Origin of the sequence: Actinomyces sp., from assembly GCF_030530635.1 — a bacterium.
Taxonomy (GTDB): domain Bacteria; phylum Actinomycetota; class Actinomycetes; order Actinomycetales; family Actinomycetaceae; genus Actinomyces.
Map to the genome: position 1 here is coordinate 209 of NZ_JAUMUL010000048.1, position 15,312 is coordinate 15,520.

15 protein-coding genes are annotated in these 15,312 nt (G+C 68.2%); 10 read left to right on the plus strand and 5 right to left on the minus strand.

Annotated features, from left to right (window positions below):
- Positions 1-117: 117 nt before the first annotated feature.
- The 5 genes from Q4A20_RS10785 (at position 118) to Q4A20_RS10805 (ending at position 4,671) form a co-directional block, all read left to right on the plus strand.
- The gene (locus Q4A20_RS10785) at positions 118-957 is read left to right on the plus strand and encodes an RNA methyltransferase (protein ID WP_303122863.1); all 840 of its coding nucleotides are present in this window, start codon (positions 118-120) and stop codon (positions 955-957) included.
- 291 nt (positions 958-1,248) lie between these two features.
- Positions 1,249-2,016, plus strand: a complete 768-nt coding sequence (locus tag Q4A20_RS10790; protein WP_303122865.1) for an amino acid ABC transporter ATP-binding protein — start codon at positions 1,249-1,251, stop codon at positions 2,014-2,016.
- Positions 2,017-2,075: 59 nt separating this feature from the next.
- On the plus strand, positions 2,076-3,062 hold the full coding sequence (locus Q4A20_RS10795) for a glutamate ABC transporter substrate-binding protein (RefSeq protein ID WP_303122867.1): 987 nt from the start codon (positions 2,076-2,078) through the stop codon (positions 3,060-3,062).
- Between the two features lie 104 nt (positions 3,063-3,166).
- On the plus strand, positions 3,167-3,820 hold the full coding sequence (locus Q4A20_RS10800) for an amino acid ABC transporter permease (RefSeq protein ID WP_303122869.1): 654 nt from the start codon (positions 3,167-3,169) through the stop codon (positions 3,818-3,820).
- The gene (locus tag Q4A20_RS10805; RefSeq protein WP_303122870.1) at positions 3,817-4,671 is read left to right on the plus strand and encodes an amino acid ABC transporter permease; all 855 of its coding nucleotides are present in this window, start codon (positions 3,817-3,819) and stop codon (positions 4,669-4,671) included. The genes Q4A20_RS10800 and Q4A20_RS10805 overlap by 4 nt, the downstream gene beginning before the upstream one ends.
- Positions 4,672-4,723: 52 nt before the next feature.
- Here Q4A20_RS10805 and Q4A20_RS10810 read toward each other — a convergent pair whose 3' ends face one another.
- Positions 4,724-5,266 carry a hypothetical protein gene (locus Q4A20_RS10810; protein WP_303122872.1) on the minus strand — a complete coding sequence of 181 codons (543 nt, stop codon included), beginning with the start codon at positions 5,264-5,266 and terminating at the stop codon, positions 4,724-4,726.
- Positions 5,267-5,296: 30 nt separating this feature from the next.
- Here Q4A20_RS10810 and Q4A20_RS10815 point away from each other — a divergent pair, with 30 nt between their 5' ends.
- Both Q4A20_RS10815 and Q4A20_RS10820 read left to right on the plus strand, forming a co-directional pair.
- Entirely contained in the window at positions 5,297-5,488 is a 192-nt protein-coding gene (locus Q4A20_RS10815) for a TetR family transcriptional regulator (RefSeq protein WP_303122874.1), read from the plus strand.
- A complete protein-coding gene (locus tag Q4A20_RS10820; RefSeq protein ID WP_303122876.1) occupies positions 5,454-5,882 on the plus strand; it encodes a TetR/AcrR family transcriptional regulator in 429 nt (142 codons plus the stop codon). Before Q4A20_RS10815 ends, Q4A20_RS10820 begins: the two co-directional genes overlap by 35 nt.
- 796 nt (positions 5,883-6,678) lie before the next feature.
- On the opposite strand, the gene Q4A20_RS10825 is transcribed toward Q4A20_RS10820, so the two are convergent.
- From Q4A20_RS10825 to Q4A20_RS10840, 4 genes are all read right to left on the minus strand, one after another.
- A complete protein-coding gene (locus tag Q4A20_RS10825; protein WP_368502474.1) occupies positions 6,679-6,999 on the minus strand; it encodes a type II toxin-antitoxin system Phd/YefM family antitoxin in 321 nt (106 codons plus the stop codon).
- A 193-nt stretch (positions 7,000-7,192) separates the two neighbouring features.
- Positions 7,193-8,824, minus strand: coding sequence for an ABC transporter permease (locus tag Q4A20_RS10830; RefSeq protein ID WP_303122880.1), 1,632 nt, complete (start codon positions 8,822-8,824; stop codon positions 7,193-7,195).
- Positions 8,821-9,768, minus strand: a complete 948-nt coding sequence (locus Q4A20_RS10835) for an ABC transporter ATP-binding protein (RefSeq protein WP_303122881.1) — start codon at positions 9,766-9,768, stop codon at positions 8,821-8,823. Before Q4A20_RS10835 ends, Q4A20_RS10830 begins: the two co-directional genes overlap by 4 nt.
- Positions 9,769-9,843: 75 nt before the next feature.
- The gene (locus tag Q4A20_RS10840; RefSeq protein ID WP_303122882.1) at positions 9,844-10,692 is read right to left on the minus strand and encodes a MerR family transcriptional regulator; all 849 of its coding nucleotides are present in this window, start codon (positions 10,690-10,692) and stop codon (positions 9,844-9,846) included.
- Positions 10,693-10,888: 196 nt separating this feature from the next.
- On the opposite strand from Q4A20_RS10840, the gene pheS reads away from it, so the two are divergent.
- From pheS to Q4A20_RS10855, 3 genes are all read left to right on the plus strand, one after another.
- Complete coding sequence (gene pheS / locus Q4A20_RS10845) at positions 10,889-11,977, plus strand: phenylalanine--tRNA ligase subunit alpha (RefSeq protein WP_303122883.1); 1,089 nt, start codon at positions 10,889-10,891, stop codon at positions 11,975-11,977.
- A gap of 1 nt (position 11,978) precedes the next feature.
- Positions 11,979-14,633 carry a phenylalanine--tRNA ligase subunit beta gene (pheT, locus tag Q4A20_RS10850; protein WP_303122885.1) on the plus strand — a complete coding sequence of 885 codons (2,655 nt, stop codon included), beginning with the start codon at positions 11,979-11,981 and terminating at the stop codon, positions 14,631-14,633.
- Positions 14,634-14,711: 78 nt separating this feature from the next.
- Entirely contained in the window at positions 14,712-15,203 is a 492-nt protein-coding gene (locus Q4A20_RS10855) for a flavodoxin domain-containing protein (protein WP_303122887.1), read from the plus strand.
- Positions 15,204-15,312 lie beyond the last annotated feature (109 nt).

The following is a 15,312-nucleotide window of genomic DNA, read 5'->3' on the forward strand; positions in this document are numbered from 1 at the left end:
ACCGGAGTAGTAAACACCGAACCTGCGTAGCAGACGACGTCAGCGCAAAGCACGCCGGCGAGCCGACTCCCGGCTCCACCCGCACCCTCAAACGCGAAGCGCCGGTAATCTGCGCCCATGAGCACGAGCACGATCCTGGACAATCCCAAGGCCACTCGCATTACCCGGGTGGCGGGCTTGGCTCGGCGTTCCGCCCGCAATAAGCACCACCGCTTTCTGGCGGAGGGGCCGCAGGGAGTGCGCGAGGCGGTGCGGCATGCCGCCGGGCACGTGCTGGACGTCTACTTCACCGAGGAGTCGGCACGGGCTCACGTTGATATTGCCGACGCCGCCGCGGCAGCCGGCCTGTACACCCACCTGGTGACCCCCGAGGTCATGTCCGCCATGAGCACGGACGCCCAGGGCGTGCTGGCCGTGGTGAGTACCGACGCCGTGGCGGCGTCGCCGGAGACGGGAATCGGCGGGGGAGGGACCAAGGCGGCCCTGTCCGGGGCGCGCCTGGTGGCGGTGCTCACCGAGGCCCAGGATCCCGGCAATGCCGGCACCATCATTCGTGCCGCCGATGCTGCGGGTGCCGACGCCGTCGTGCTCGTCAAGGGCAGCGTCGACCCGACGAATCCGAAGGTCGTGCGCGCTACCGCGGGTTCCCTGTTCCACCTGCCGGTGCTGGTCGGCGTCGAGCTCGAGGAGGCCGTGCGGGCGCTGCGGACGGCGGGGCTGAGGCTACTGGCGGCCGATGGGCGCGGCACCGTGAGCCTGTTCGACGCCGAGGCTGAGCTGGCGGCGCCGTCGGCGTGGCTGCTGGGCAACGAGGCCCGCGGGCTGGCGCCTGCGGCCCTGGAGGCGGCGGACACGGTCGTCGCGATCCCCGTCTACGGGCGCGCCGAGTCCCTGAATGTCGCCTCCGCCGCCGCCATCTGCCTGTACGCCAGTGCCCGGGCGCAGCACGCCGGTTAAGGCTCGACCAACCAGGCGTATCTCAAACACCGAGACGGGCTTGTGATGCGTCTCCCAGCAGAGGCGAAGGCAGGTGCTTGACGCTGAGTGTGTCGCGTTTCGAGTGCTAATGTGCACCCGACGAGCACCGGGCGGTCCACCGGATCGTGGCCGGGCAGCGTCACGGCTGTCGGGGGGTCCGGACGCCGCGTAACCGAACCGGAGGGAACACAGTGGTCATGCGAATGTGTTGCTGTCGCTGTCGTTGAGACAGCCCCGGCCCCATTCGCCCCAACACGAGAAGAGGCTCATATGCCTGCTCCCGCCAACCCATACAGCTCCGAGCGCCCCGTGGTGCGTATCAGCCACGTCAGCAAGTACTACGGCGATTTTCAGGCGCTCGACGATGTCTCCCTGGACATCCACCGCGGCGAGGTGGTCGCCGTCATCGGGGCCTCCGGCTCCGGCAAGTCCACGCTGTGTCGCACCATCAACCGTCTCGAGACGATCCAGTCCGGAAGCATTGAGATCGACGGCGAACTCCTGCCCCAGGAGGGGCGAGAACTGGCCCGCTTGCGCGCCGAGGTCGGCATGGTCTTCCAGTCCTTCAACCTGTTCCCGCACCGCACCGTGCTGGACAACATCACCCTGGCCCCCACCCGTGTGCGCAAGATACCCCGTGCCGATGCCGAGGCCCGCGCCCGCCAACTGCTGCACCGCGTGGGGCTGGCCGACCAGGCCGCCAAGCGGCCGCCGCAACTGTCCGGTGGGCAGCAGCAGCGGGTCGCCATCGCCCGCGCCCTGGCCATGGATCCCAAGATCATGCTCTTCGACGAGCCCACCTCCGCCCTGGACCCGGAGATGATCAACGAGGTCCTCGACGTCATCAAGGACCTGGCCGCCGAGGGCATGACCATGCTCGTGGTCACCCATGAGATGGGCTTCGCCCGTTCGGTGGCTGACCGCGTGGCCTTCATGGACGGTGGCCAGATCGTTGAACTCGACGCACCCGAGGAGTTCTTCGCCGCCCCACGCACCGAGCGTGCCCGTGACTTCCTGTCCAAAGTGCTCAGCCACTGAACCGGTGGCCACACCACCCGCTTCAGGTATTCGTCCTGCCGAATCCGAAAGGAACCGTCATGTCCGTTCTTCCTAAGCTCACGCGCCGCAGCCTGCTGACCGCCGCCGGTGGCGCCTCCCTAGCCGCGGTGCTGGCGGCCTGCGCCGATACCGGCGCCGACGGCCAGGCGGTCGGCTCTGCCGGCGCCCTCGACTATGACGCCGTGATCAACTCCGGCCCCGTTGCCGCCGATGACGTCGTGGCCGCCTCCAGCTGGGCGTCGGCCGTTAAGGATGCGGGCCTGCTGAAGACCGGCGGCACCAAGACCTCCGAGGTCTTCTCCATTGAGGACCCTGCCACCGGGCAGGTCTCCGGCTTCGACGCCGCTCTCGCCCAGACCCTGGCCCGATACATCATCGGCGGGGACGACGCCCGCTCCCTGCTGGAGGTCACCCAGGTCACCTCCGACACGCGCGAGACGATGATCGAGAACGGTCAGGTCGACGCCGTTTTCGCCACCTACACGATCACCCCCGAGCGCGCCGAGAAGATTTCCTTCGCCGGTCCCTACTACTCCTCTGGCCAGTCGGTCCTGGTGCGTGCCGACGAGTCCGACATTAAGGGCGTCGACGACCTGACTGGGGTGAAGGTCGCCGTCCAGTCCAACTCCTCCTCCGGCCCCGCCCTGGACGAGGCCGCCCCCGAAGCCGAGCAGGTGCAGTTCACCGACCACCCCAGTTGCGTGGCCGCGCTCGAGGCGGGCCAAGTGGACGCCTACGTCGTCGACCAGTCGCTCCAGCTCAGCGAGGTGCAGTCCAACGACGCCGTCAAGATCGTCGGTGAGCCCTTCACCGAGGACCCCTACGGCATCGGCCTGCCCAAGGGCTCCGACGCGCAGGCATTCGTCAACACCTTCCTGCAGACCATCTACGACGACGGCACCTGGAATGCCATCTGGGCCGCCACAATCGGCACGATCATCGGTGGTGATGCCCCCGAGCCGCCCGCCATCGGCTCCGTGCCCGGCTCCGAGACACAGGCCGCTACGGCGTCGGCAACCAACTGACGCAGACCGACCGCTCGGATCGACACCAGCCCGCTTGCACAGCACACGCGACGGGGCGGCCCGCCCTCGGGGCCGGCCGCCCCGGCACTCCGGAGGAGGTGCCTATGAACGTCATCACCGACAACCTCGGCATGATCGGCCACGGCCTGGCCACGACACTCACTATCGCCGTGATCGGCTTCGTTAGCGCGCTGGCGGTCGGCACGTTGATCGCAGTCTTCCGTGTCAGTCCGATCCCGCCGCTGCGGGCCCTGGGCTCCGTCTGGGTGGCGGTCGCCTGCAATATCCCAACCCTGTGCTTGATGATTCTGGCTGCCTTCGCCGCACCCCGGGCGGGCGTGCCGCTGTCCCTGTTCGCCGCGGCCGTCACCGCAATCGTCTTCTCCGCCTCCGGATTCGTATGCGAGACGGTGCGCTCGGGCATCAACTCCGTGCCCAAGGGGCAGATCGAGGCGGCCCGCGCCCTGGGAATGCCCTTCGGACTGATCATCGCCGCCGTCGTGCTGCCCCAGGCGCTGGCGCGCACCATCCAGCCACTGGTCAACATCTTCATCGCCTGCCTGATCGGCTCCTCGCTGGCCGCCGCCATAGGCGTACCCGAACTGACCAACGTTACCCAGCAGCTGAACCTGCGTTACGCGCAGGCGGTGATCACCTTCCTCACCTCGGGACTGAGCTACTTGGCGATCGCTTTCCTGGCCACCAAGCTTGGCGGCCTGCTGGAACGCCGCATAGGAGGACGGGAGGCCCGCGTATGAGCACTTTGACAGCACCCGGTCCGGCCCGCGCAGCCGGTGCCACCGACGCCGATCTGCTCTTCGACGCCCCCGGTCCCAAGGGGCGGCGCCGCATTCTCATCGGATCGGTGCTCGTAACCCTGATTTTGCTGGTGCTCGCCGCCGCCGCCCTGTTCCAGCTCGCTCAGGCCGGGCAGCTCGCCTACCCCAAGTGGCGTTACTTCCTGGGACAGTCAGTGGTCGGGTACCTCGGGCATGCCCTGGCCGACACCCTGCTGGTGACCGTCGTGGGTGCGGCCTTGTCATTCCCGTTGGGCATCTTGCTGGGATGGGCGCGGATGAGCCGCCTGCGGCTGATACGCACACTGTTCGGTGCCTGGATAGACACCATGCGCGCCATTCCCATGCTGCTGCTGATCTACTTCTTTCTGCTGGCGGTGCCGCGCTGGGGGCCGACCCTGTCACCCTTCTGGATGCTCACAGTGCCCATCGTCATGTGCTCCTCGGCGACGACGGCGGAGGTCTTCCGCTCCGGGGTGCTCGCCCTGGACCGGGGGCAGACTGAGGCGGCGCAGGCGCTCGGGCTCAGCGGCGGCCAGACCATGCGGCTGATCCTGATGCCACAGGCTCTGCGGCTGATGCTGCCGACGCTCATCACCCAGCTGGTGACCATCCTGAAGGATTCCTCACTGGGTTACGTGGTCGCCTACCTGGAGTTGATGTACGCCGGCCGCCTGCTGACCTCTTCGGCGCGCGTCACGGCACACCTGGATGTCTACCTGCCGGCCTACGTGATCATCGCGTTGATCTACGTGCTTATCAACTGGGCGCTGAGCGTGCTGGCCAGGCGCGTGGAGGCGCGCACCCGCTGACCGCGCTGGATCGGGTCGACACCAGTTCCAGGGCCGTTACCGGGCACTGATACTAGGCACGCCGTCGCCAGTACCCCACGAGCGCCACCGTCAATGCGAGCGGCCAGATGAGCATGGGCGCGTAGGCGATCGCGAGAACGGTGACCGCGCCGGGACTCATGCCACTGGTTGGCGTCAGCCCCTCCGCCAGTCCCAACCACCTGCTGGCAAACCGCACCGTGGTGCTGCCGATGATCAGGTACAGCAACGCGTCGCCCAGCCCGCCGATGACGATGGGCAGTATTCGGGGGAGAGGACTTCCACCGAATCCAGGAACCCACTGGGGCACCCGCTCGCCCCACGGGTAGCACAGCCCCAGGCACAGTGCGGCGGCGCAGAGCTGAACGGCCTCCAGGCCCAGGACGTAGGCCGTTCTGGCGCCGCCGTCGCGATACACGTGGGCGTATACGAACCCGGTATTAATGCCGGTGAGCATAGCCAAGCGCCATGCTGCCGAAGGCAGCGGCGCGCAAAATGCCGTCCAACAGGCGATCTTGGCCCAGCGTTGCGGCCTCCGGCCGGTGGTGGTGACAGCCGAACCAGTTTTAGAACTCACGTTCTAAATTCTATATCGTAAACTCGTGGCGTGGCAAGGCCCGTTAAGTTCAGCTCAGACGACATTCTTGATGCTGCTGCCCGAGTAGTTCTTGCCCGCGGCCAGCACACCACGGTTGCCGAAATCGCCGGCGAGGCCGGCGCGCCCGTCGGTTCGGTCTACTTATCGCTTCGGCTCACGCGAGGAGTTGCTCGTCACTCTCTGGCTGCGTTCCGTGCGTGATTTCCAGCAGGGTTTCATGGCGGCCTGCCGCTTCGAGCCCGCCGCCGAAGCCGTGGTGGCCGCGGCGCAGCACATTCCGGTCTACTGCCGTGAGCATCCGGCGCAGGCGCGTGCCATGACCCTATATCGGCAGGCGGAACTGGTCCGTTCCGCTCCCGCGGCTCTGCGAGGCGAGGTGGCGATTGTCAACGACGAGGTCAACGCCGTCTCGGAAGATCTTGCTCGCCGACGTTATGTGGTAGTCGACGAGCACAGGATCGCTCTGTTGCGTACCGCCACCCGGCAATGCCCCTACGGCCTGGTCCGTCCCTATCTGGGTGGTGCGATCCCCGCTTGGATCGATGAGGCGGCTGCGGCTTGTGCCCGGGCCATTGCTGCGCTCGGCGACCGATGAAGAGCTGACCGTGATGACTTGGCCGCGAATGAAGCGGCACCGGGGATGGCGGCAGCCAAGTGCAGCCAAGTCCGGCGCGGTGAACCGGCAGGCTCACCGCGTCCTTTTCCCGTGGTGTCCTGACGGTTTGTGGGGCGCAGATACGCGCCGTCGTCGGAAGTGCTGAAGCGTTAGTGCCAAGTGCTGAGTCGTCAACCAAACGTAGGAACCGTCTGCCCCGCGACATCACCCCACGCCGCCGCGCTATCGCCTGCCCACCCGCACTGACCCGGGGCACTCACTCGGCAGCCCGACCGGCCCGCATCTGGTGACGCCTGGCAAGAGGGCCGCGATGTCGATTCACGACCCCGGGGTACGATTCACGACCACCCCGGGGTCGTGAACCACACCCCAAGGTCGTAAACCAACACTTCACGCTTAAAGAGAGCGGCAACCCACGGACCATAAAGCGACGCGCAGGCCGCCCACGGTAGGAGCCGGCCCGTGGAACACCAACTCACACGCCCCAAACCCTCCATAGTCGGCAGGGTTCTGATCCGACCAAGACCACCTCGGTGTGACCAGAACGCACCACCAGCTACACCCCCAAACAGGAAGAGCCGCGTTACTTCGGGGCGGTCACCGTCAGCCCTCGTTGCAGCGCAGCTTGTTGCATTTCCCGGTCGTAAGTGAGAAGCGGGTCGGAGCGTACGTTCAGGGCAACTGCTAGGTGGATCGCGTCTGCCGCACGCAGCCCCGCCGTGTCTCGCGCTGCGTTGAGCAGATGCTCCCGCGGAGGTATCCAGGTGGCAAATGGTCACGGTCCGCCGCGCAGATCGTCCAGTACATCTTTTGAGCTGAGTCCTCGCGCGCGTTTTAAGGCGTTGAAGTCTGTGGGGACCGCTGGACGCGTAGCTCTTTGCCGACGCAGTAGAGCGAGGCTTTCGTGAGTAATAGGTACCAGTTCAGCCACGGGACGTCCGTTGTTGGTGATCTCGAAACTCTCGCCGGCCTCTACTCGGCGGAGGATTGCGGCGCTGTCGTTCCGTAGCTCGCGGTGTGGAATCGTCGTCATGGCCATCGTTCCATAGCAAGCGGAGCATGCATCACCTGCTTGAGCATCCGACGCGGTTTGCATCCCACAGCGGCGAATAAGCCCTGTGAGCGTGCTACTGGTCCCGGTTCTGGTGTGTATCGAGCTTCGTCAACAGCGCAGTCAAGGCGGCGCGTCCGGCGGGGGAGAGGGAACTGCTGATGCTGGCGTCCCGGTGCGGTGCTGTCGCTGCGGCCGCATGTCACCTGGCCGGTGTTGCCGCGCTTCAGTAAGCGGTTCAGACACCTGACAGGTCGCGCCGTCGGTAGGCCACCAGGCCGACGGCGGTACCGAGGGCGCCGATAGCCGTCTGCACCGCCAGCGGCACCCAGTCGGGGTCGCCGACGACGTCGAGGTAGTGCCCCAACACGCTCAGGTCCTGCGCCCAGGTCGGCAGATCCATCATGCCGCCCAGCAGCCTGGCGAAGGCGCTCCAGGCGATCACCGCCCACACGAGGCCAAAACGTCGCGGCGCCACGCCGACCACCGCCAGCGCAATGCCGATCGCCGCCAGCACTCCGGGCAGTTGGGTGACGGTGAACACGAAGGCCCGGCCCACGGCATGATCCTCGGTCACCTGCGTGGCCGTGACTGCGGCCAGCACGGCCCCGCACAACACCAGCAGAATCGTCCCCACCGCTGCCGCCGAGACTGCCTGTATCAGGAACAGACGCCGGCGCGGCACCCCGACGGCGGCCTCGACCTCCACCAGTCCGGCGTCCTCATCGGCGGCGAGCCGACCCGCCTGCCCAGTCGCCGCCACCGCGATCAGTAGCACCATCATCACGGTCATCAGCGACATGAACTGTTCCATCATGTCGGCGCCGGCCTGTACCAGCATGTTCACGTATTCGGCGATGCGATCGTCCCGCATCATCTCCAGGATGCCCTCGGTCATAGAGCCGAATAGCGCCGAGAAACAGGCAATTGCCGCGGACCAAGCCAGGGTTGTGCGGGTGGACAGGCGCGTGAGCAGGTCGGCGTAGCCGTGGATCCGCCAGCGGCGCCCACTGGTGGCGCGGTCGGGCAGGTAGCCGCCGGCATACTCCCGGTGGGCGTACAGGGCTCCGGCCGCCACCACCAGGGCAACACAGATAGCGGCGCACACGGCCAGCGGCAGGGGGTCATCATCGGTGTAGGGAGCCGCCAGGTCACGCCACCCCAGCGGCGTGAACCACCGTAGCCAGGTGAGCTCCCATTGGTCGGCCACCACCCGCACCATGAAGGCAACCCCAACACATGCCAGGGCCAGCGGGCGGGCGCCGGCGGCGCTGCGCGCCAACTGGCAGGCCACGGCGGCCAGCCCGGCGAAGCCCCAACCGACGACGGCGGTCACCCCGGCCAACGCCCATCCGCCCGCCGCGGGAAGCGACTCGATCTGCGTGGCCTCGGCCGCGAGCGTGCCGCCCACCAAGGCGGCCAGGACGCCGACCGCCGCCCAGATAACCAGAACCGGGGTGAGGAAGGGCACCCACCTCCCGGCGCCCGCGCTCCGCAACAGCTCGGTCAGGCCCTCGTCCTCATCCGCGCGCAACAGGCGGCAGGTCAACAGCACCGCCATAAGCGCGGTGCACACCAGCAGGTAGGTGGCGCCCTCCCACTGCACCAGCTGACCGATGGTGCCCGGGTCGGGAAGCTCGCCGTACAGCAGGCGCGTGCCCGGGGAGGCCCGCAGCGCCTCGACCACCGCATTGCCGCCCCCACCACCGGCGTCACCGGCTTCGGAGAAGTAGGCGTCCTGATAGGCCGGCGCGAAGGACGCCATACCCAGCCACAGGGGCAGGATCCAGGCGAGCGCCTGCACACGCAGCCTCCGGGCGGTCAGTCGCAGCGCGCGGCGCAAGCCGCGCAGATCGTCGTGGGCGCTCATCCGCGCACCTCCTCGTAGTGACGCAGGAACAGGTCCTCCAGGCTCGCCGGCCGGCAGATCACGTCGGTGGCTCCCTGCGCGGCGACCGCCGCCAGCACCGCCGGTACCCGGGCGGCGCCCACTTGCACGCTCAGGCGGCCGTCCTCCACAGACACCTCGTCCTCCAGCTGCGGCAGCGACGCGGCTATGCCGCGCAGCAGATCCGCATCGCCGCCGACCTCGATCTGGATACGGGCCAACTGCTGCAGCCGGGCCAGGTCGCCCTGCTCCACCACACGGCCGTCCTTGATGATCGTCACCGCGCTGCACAGACGCTGCACCTCGGCGAAGATATGGCTGGACAGCAACACGGTGCGCCCCTGGGCCGCGGCCCGAGTCACCTCATCCATGAAAACCTGCTCCATCAGCGGGTCCAGGCCACTGGTTGGCTCATCGAGAATCAGCAGGCTTGTCGGTGCGGCCAGAGCCGCCACCAGTGCCACCTTCTGCCGGTTGCCCTTGGAGTAGGTGCGCACCTTCTTGGTCGGGTCCAGGGCGAAGCGCTCGATCAGTTCTTCCTCCCGGGCGCGGTCCCGCTTACCGCGCAGACCCGCCAGGGCGTCGAGCGCCTGTCCGCCGGTCAGATTCGGCCATAGCGCCACATCCCCGGCCACGTATGACACCTCCCGGTTGATTCGAGGCGCCTCACGCCGGGGATCACGCCCCAGTACACGCACCCTGCCGCCGTCGGGGTGGTACAGGCCCAGCAGGGTGCGAATGGTCGTGGACTTGCCCGCCCCGTTCGGGCCGAGGAAGCCGTGCACCTGACCGGCGGCGACCTCCAGGTCCAGCCCGTCCAGGGCGGTGAAGCGCCCGAAGCGCTTGACCAGGCCCTGCACCCGAATCGGGGTTCCGGACGGACTCGTGGCGCCGACGGCGCGGCCCCTGTCTTTGCGTGTTGTCATCAATGGTGCCCTTTCATGAGAGTGCCGGTGGTGGTGGGATCGGGACCAGGGAAGGTCCGGACGAGGGGGAGCCGCTCACAATGCGGGCTCGTCACCGGCCAGGCGCCGAATGACGGCGGCGAAGTCCGGATCGGCCAGGAGCAGCTCCAGGAAACGGTCGATGTACAGGTGCTGTGCCGGTCCGGTGTAGGTATCGGTGATCATCTGGGTCAGCCGCCAGGTGGTGCGACCCGGCGACCCGGTCGGAAAGTCGGAGAATGCGGCCAGCGCCGTAGACCGGTGCCGGAGGGTGTACTCCCAGGTCTCCTCGGCCAGGTCGAGGGCCGCGGTGCGGGCTTCCTCTCCGCCCAGCTGCTCCAGGCGGGCGATCTGGGCGTAGATGCGTACGCCCGCCTCCCACTCGGCGCCATCCAGCTCGGCCAGGAAGGTGCCGATGCTGTCGGGAATCAGGGCCAGGGCGGCCAGTGCCGTCACCACCTGCCGCTCGGCCCGCAGCCCGCGGGTATTCAGCCCCTCCTCCTCCAGGCGTGCCTGCACGGCGTCGTAGAAGCGCACCAGCAGCTGGGGGATGGGCTCGAGCCCCTCACCGTCCTCGACTCGGGCGATCAACTCGTCGATGCGGGCCTCCTGCGCCTGCAACTCGCGGCGACGCACAATGACCGTCTCACGAGTGGCCCGCAGATTGTGCAGCACCGACTCGCGGTCGGCTCCGCCTGGATCCTGCGCGAGTACCTCGGCGATCTGCGCCAGGGAAAGGCCACCGTCTGCGAGCCAACGGATCCGCATGAGCCGGGCCAGGTGCATTACGCCGTACTCCCGCCGCCCGCGCACGGTCGGCGGTACCGGCAGCAGTCCCAGGCGGTGATAGTGACGCACCGCCCGCGGGGTGGTTCCGGCCAGATCGGACATCTCCTTGATGCGCATGCACCCATCCCAACAGGTGACGTAACGTCACCGTCAAGACCCGCCCGCGTATACGTCCGCGCAACGCTGTAATGCATCGCCCACGGTCGGGGGCACGCTTTCAGGCGCGCATCTGAGACGATTTCGGGCCCTGGCGCGGCGCAGACTAATCTGGACCCGGAGAGAACCCGACTCAACTGGTGGAAGGCAACCGCATATGACTGACGCCCCTGGCGCCCTCTCGCCAACGGACGAGGCCGGCGTCAACAACCTGGTCGCACAGGCCCTGGCCGCCATCGCCGTCGCCGGCGACCTGGCCGAGCTGAAGGAGACACGCCTGGCCTACACCGGCGACGCCTCCGCGCTCGCCCTGGCCAATCGGGAGATCGGCCGGCTGCCCGATCGTGCCGCCAAGGCCGCCGCCGGAAAACTCCTCGGCGGCGCTCGCGGTCGTATCTCCGCCGCCCTGGCTGTCCGCCAGGAGGAACTCGAGGCGCAAGCCGAGGCCGAGATGCTTGCCACCGAGGCCGTGGACGTCACCGTCCCCACCGCCCGCGCCGCCGTCGGCGCACGCCACCCCCTGGACGTCCTGATAGACGAGGTCTCCGACTTCTTCACCGCCATGGGCTGGTCCATCGCCGAGGGGCCGGAGGTCGAGCACGAGTGGTTCGACTTCGACGCCCTCAACTTCGACACCGACCACCCCGCCCGTCAGATGCAGGACACCTTCTACGTCGACGGCGCCTGTGTGGGCGGCGCCCCGGGCGCCACCGCGAATCTGGTGCTGCGCACCCACACCTCGCCGGTGCAGGCCCGGGTCATGCTGGAGCAGGATCCGCCTATCTACGTAGCGTGCCCGGGCAAGGTATTCCGGTCCGACGAGCTGGACCAGACCCACACCCCGGTGTTCCACCAGGTCGAAGGCCTGGCGGTGGACAAGGGGCTGACCATGGCCCACCTCAAGGGCACCCTTGACCACGTTGCCCGTGTCATGTTCGGCCCCGACGCCCGTACCCGCCTGCGTCCCTCGTTCTTCCCCTTCACCGAGCCCAGCGCCGAGATGGACCTGTGGTTCCCGCAGAAGAAGGGCGGCCCCGGGTGGATCGAGTGGTGCGGCTGCGGCATGGTCAACCCCAACGTGCTCATCGCCTGCGGCATCGATCCGGAGGTCTACACCGGCTTCGCCTTTGGTATGGGCCTGGAGCGTACCCTGATGCTCCGCCACGGCATTGCGGACATGTACGACATTGTCGAAGGCGACATCCGCTTCTCCCAGCAGTTCGGCACCACCGGAAGGGGAAACTGACATGCCTTACGTCCCGATCGAGTGGCTGCGCGAGCACGTCGACGTCCCCGCCGGAACAGGTGCGGCGGAACTGGCCGCCGACCTGGTCAAGGTCGGTCTTGAAGAGGAGCGCATCGTTCCCCCCGCCGTCACCGGCCCCCTCGTCGTCGGCCGAGTGCTGACCCGGGAGGCCAAGGAGCAGAAGAACGGCAAGATCATCAACTACTGCCGCGTCGACGTCGGGGCGCACAACGACGCCCCCGGCGCCGGCAAGGAGCCCTCCGAGCTGCCCAGCCGCGGCATCGTGTGCGGCGCCCACAATTTCGAGGTCGGTGACCATGTGGTGGTATCCCTGCCGGGCGCGGTCCTGCCCGGTGACTTCGCCATCGCCGCTCGCAAAACCTACGGGCACATCTCCGACGGCATGATCTGCTCCGAGCGGGAACTCGGCCTCGGGAATGACCACTCCGGCATCATCGTGCTCGAACGCTGGCTGGCCGCCCATGGTCGCGACGGCGAACCGGTCCCCGCCCCGGGCAGTGACGCCATCGGCCTGCTCGGCCTGGGGGAGGAGGTCCTGGAGATCAACATCACCCCGGACCGCGGCTACTGCTTCTCCATGCGCGGCGTGGCTCGCGAGTACTCCCACGCCACCGGGGCCGCCTTCACTGACCCGGCCGACGCCACCAACCCCGAGCGCTTCCCGCAGGGCATCACCCCGGCCGGCGATGACGGCTTCCCCGTTCGCTTCGCCGAGGACACCGCTCCGATTCACGGGCGCCCGGGCGTGGACCGCTACGTGGCCCGCATGGTGCGCGGCATCGACCCCTCCGCCGCCTCCCCGAAGTGGATGCAGGACCGCCTGATCGCCGCCGGCATGCGCCCGATCAGCCTGGCGGTGGACGTGACCAACTATGTGATGCTGGACCTTGGGCAGCCGCTGCATGCCTTCGATCTGAACAAGCTGGCCGCCCCGATCGTGGTGCGGCGTGCCCGAGAGGGGGAGACCCTGACATTCCTCGACGAGGTCACCCGCACCCTGGACGGCGAGGACCTGTTGATCACCGACTCCCCGTCCGGGGAGGGCTCCCGGCCGCTGGTGCTGGCGGGCGTGTTCGGTGGCGCCGATACGGAGATCGACGCCGACACCACCGACGTGCTCATCGAGGCAGCCCACTTCGACGCCGTCTCCATCGCCCGCTCCTCTCGCCGCCACAAGCTGGCCACCGAGTCCTCCAAGCGCAACGAGCGCGGTGTGGACACCCGGCTGGCCCCCGTGGCCGCCCAGCGCGCCGTCGACCTGCTCGTCCAGTACGGCGGGGGCACCGCAGACGCGGCCGCTACCGACGTCAACCGCACCACCGCGCCGCGGCCGATCGTCATCCGCGCCGACGCCGCGCAGCGCCTGACCGGTGTCGCCTACGGCACCGCCCGCGTCACCGAACTGCTGCGCGCCATCGGCTGTACGGTCGAGTCCGCCGGTGCCGACGCCGACGGCGTGGCGCTCCTCGCCGTCACGCCGCCCACCTGGCGGCCGGACCTTGTCGGCGCCGCCCACTTCGCCGAGGAGGTCGCCCGCCTGGACGGGTACGACAACATCGCCTCCATCGTGCCGGTAGCGCCCGCGGGCACAGGCCTTACCGACCGGCAGCGTGCCCGGCGCGACGTGGTACGCGCTCTGGCCGACGCCGGACTGACCCAGGTGCTGTCCTACCCGTTCATCGGTGATGTGCACGACCGACTCGAGCTGCCGGCGGATGATCCGCGCCGAGCGGCGGTGCGCTTGGCCAACCCGTTGGCCGATGACGCCCCCCTGTTGCGCACCAGTGTGCTCGACTCCCTGTTGGAGGTCGCCCGCCGCAACGTCTCCCGCGGGCTGGAGGACGTCGCCGTCTTCGAGGTCGGCAGTGTCACTCACCCGGCCGGGACCGTGCCGGCCGCCATCCCAGGAGTGGACCGACGCCCCAGCGACGCGGAGATCGCCGCCTTGGAGGCCGGCATTCCGGACCAGCCCACGCATGTGGGCATCGTCCTGGCCGGAGACCGAGAGCGCGCCGGCGTGCTCGGCCCTGCCCGCCACTGGGACTGGGCAGATGCCATCCAGTTGGTGCGTACCATTGCCGCCGCCCTGGGCGTCGCCGTCGAGATGGGTGTCCCCGAGGCGCCCTACACCCCCTGGCACCCCGGACGCACTGCTGAGGTACGTCTACCCGCGGTGCGGCGAGGACGTGACCTGGTGTCCGGCTCCATGGTGGCCCACGCCGGTGAGCTGCACCCGCGCGTGGTGCGTAGCCTTGGGCTGCCCCCGCGTGCGTGTGCGGTCGAACTCGACTTGGAACCGTTGCTCGCGGTCGTTGCGGATGCGGGTGTTCTGCAGGTGCGTGCAGTCTCTACATTCCCGGCCGCGAAGGAGGATGTCGCGCTCGTTGTGGACGAGTCCGTCACCGCCGCCGCGGTTGAGCAGGTGGTGCGTGATGCGGCCGGGGATCTGGCCGAGGAGGTGCGCCTGTTCGATGTCTTCCGTGGTCCGCAGCTGGGGGAGGGACGCAAGTCCCTCGCCTTCTCCCTGCGTCTGCGCGCCGCCGACCGGACGCTGACCGCCGCGGAGACCGCTGCAGTGCGCAAGCGCGTGGTCAAGCGCGCCGCCAAGCGTTTGGGCGCCCAACTGCGCGCCTGAATATGATGGTGATCACGCTTGGCGGTGAGAGTGCCCGATCGACTGCCGAAACCGACCGTGGACGGCGATACTGATTCCATGAAGATCCTGCTCATGTGCTCCTCCCGCCACGGATCCACCGAGGAGGTTGGCGACGTCGTCGCGCAGGAGTTGCGGGCCGCGGGCCACGATGTGGATCAGGTCCGCCCCGAGGACGTCACGGAAGTCGCCGGATATGACGCCTTCGTGCTGGGAAGTGCGGTGTATATGACACGTTGGACGCCGGCGGCCATCGACTTCACCGAGCGTTTCAGCGACGAGCTGCGGTCCCACCCGGTGTGGGCCTTCTCGGTCGGACTATCGGGTCTACCCAAGGGCAAGATCTCCGATCCGCACCGCATTGGCCCAGTGCTGCTGTCAATCGAACCCGAGGATCACGTCACCTTCGCGGGACGCTTCGACCCCTCCGCACTGACTCTGCGAGAGCGCTCGATCGCCCGCATGGGCGGCGCCTCTGAGGGGGACTTCCGTGACCTGGATGCGGTGCGTGACTGGAGCAGGTCGATCGCCGAGGCCCTGGGAGCGCGCTGAACCAAGCCGTTCGCTCTCCGGGGCGCGGCTGCGCGCGTGTTGTGAGTAAGTCGACTCGGCGGCGTCCCGAGCCGGTTGTGCATATGTATCCAGTCGGATGTATGGTTTC

What these genes read in the sequence shown, in the direction of transcription:
- Q4A20_RS10785 (WP_303122863.1), top strand. Translation starts at nt 118, where the DNA reads ATGAGCACGAGCACGATCCTGGACAATCCCAAGGCCACTCGCATTACC.
- Q4A20_RS10790 (WP_303122865.1), top strand. Translation starts at nt 1,249, where the DNA reads ATGCCTGCTCCCGCCAACCCATACAGCTCCGAGCGCCCCGTGGTGCGT.
- Q4A20_RS10795 (WP_303122867.1), top strand. Translation starts at nt 2,076, where the DNA reads ATGTCCGTTCTTCCTAAGCTCACGCGCCGCAGCCTGCTGACCGCCGCC.
- Q4A20_RS10800 (WP_303122869.1), top strand. Translation starts at nt 3,167, where the DNA reads ATGAACGTCATCACCGACAACCTCGGCATGATCGGCCACGGCCTGGCC.
- Q4A20_RS10805 (WP_303122870.1), top strand. Translation starts at nt 3,817, where the DNA reads ATGAGCACTTTGACAGCACCCGGTCCGGCCCGCGCAGCCGGTGCCACC.
- Q4A20_RS10825 (WP_368502474.1), bottom strand. Translation starts at nt 6,999, where the DNA reads ATGCAAACCGCGTCGGATGCTCAAGCAGGTGATGCATGCTCCGCTTGC.
- Q4A20_RS10830 (WP_303122880.1), bottom strand. Translation starts at nt 8,824, where the DNA reads ATGAGCGCCCACGACGATCTGCGCGGCTTGCGCCGCGCGCTGCGACTG.
- Q4A20_RS10835 (WP_303122881.1), bottom strand. Translation starts at nt 9,768, where the DNA reads ATGACAACACGCAAAGACAGGGGCCGCGCCGTCGGCGCCACGAGTCCG.
- Q4A20_RS10840 (WP_303122882.1), bottom strand. Translation starts at nt 10,692, where the DNA reads ATGCGCATCAAGGAGATGTCCGATCTGGCCGGAACCACCCCGCGGGCG.
- pheS (WP_303122883.1), top strand. Translation starts at nt 10,889, where the DNA reads ATGACTGACGCCCCTGGCGCCCTCTCGCCAACGGACGAGGCCGGCGTC.
- pheT (WP_303122885.1), top strand. Translation starts at nt 11,979, where the DNA reads ATGCCTTACGTCCCGATCGAGTGGCTGCGCGAGCACGTCGACGTCCCC.
- Q4A20_RS10855 (WP_303122887.1), top strand. Translation starts at nt 14,712, where the DNA reads ATGAAGATCCTGCTCATGTGCTCCTCCCGCCACGGATCCACCGAGGAG.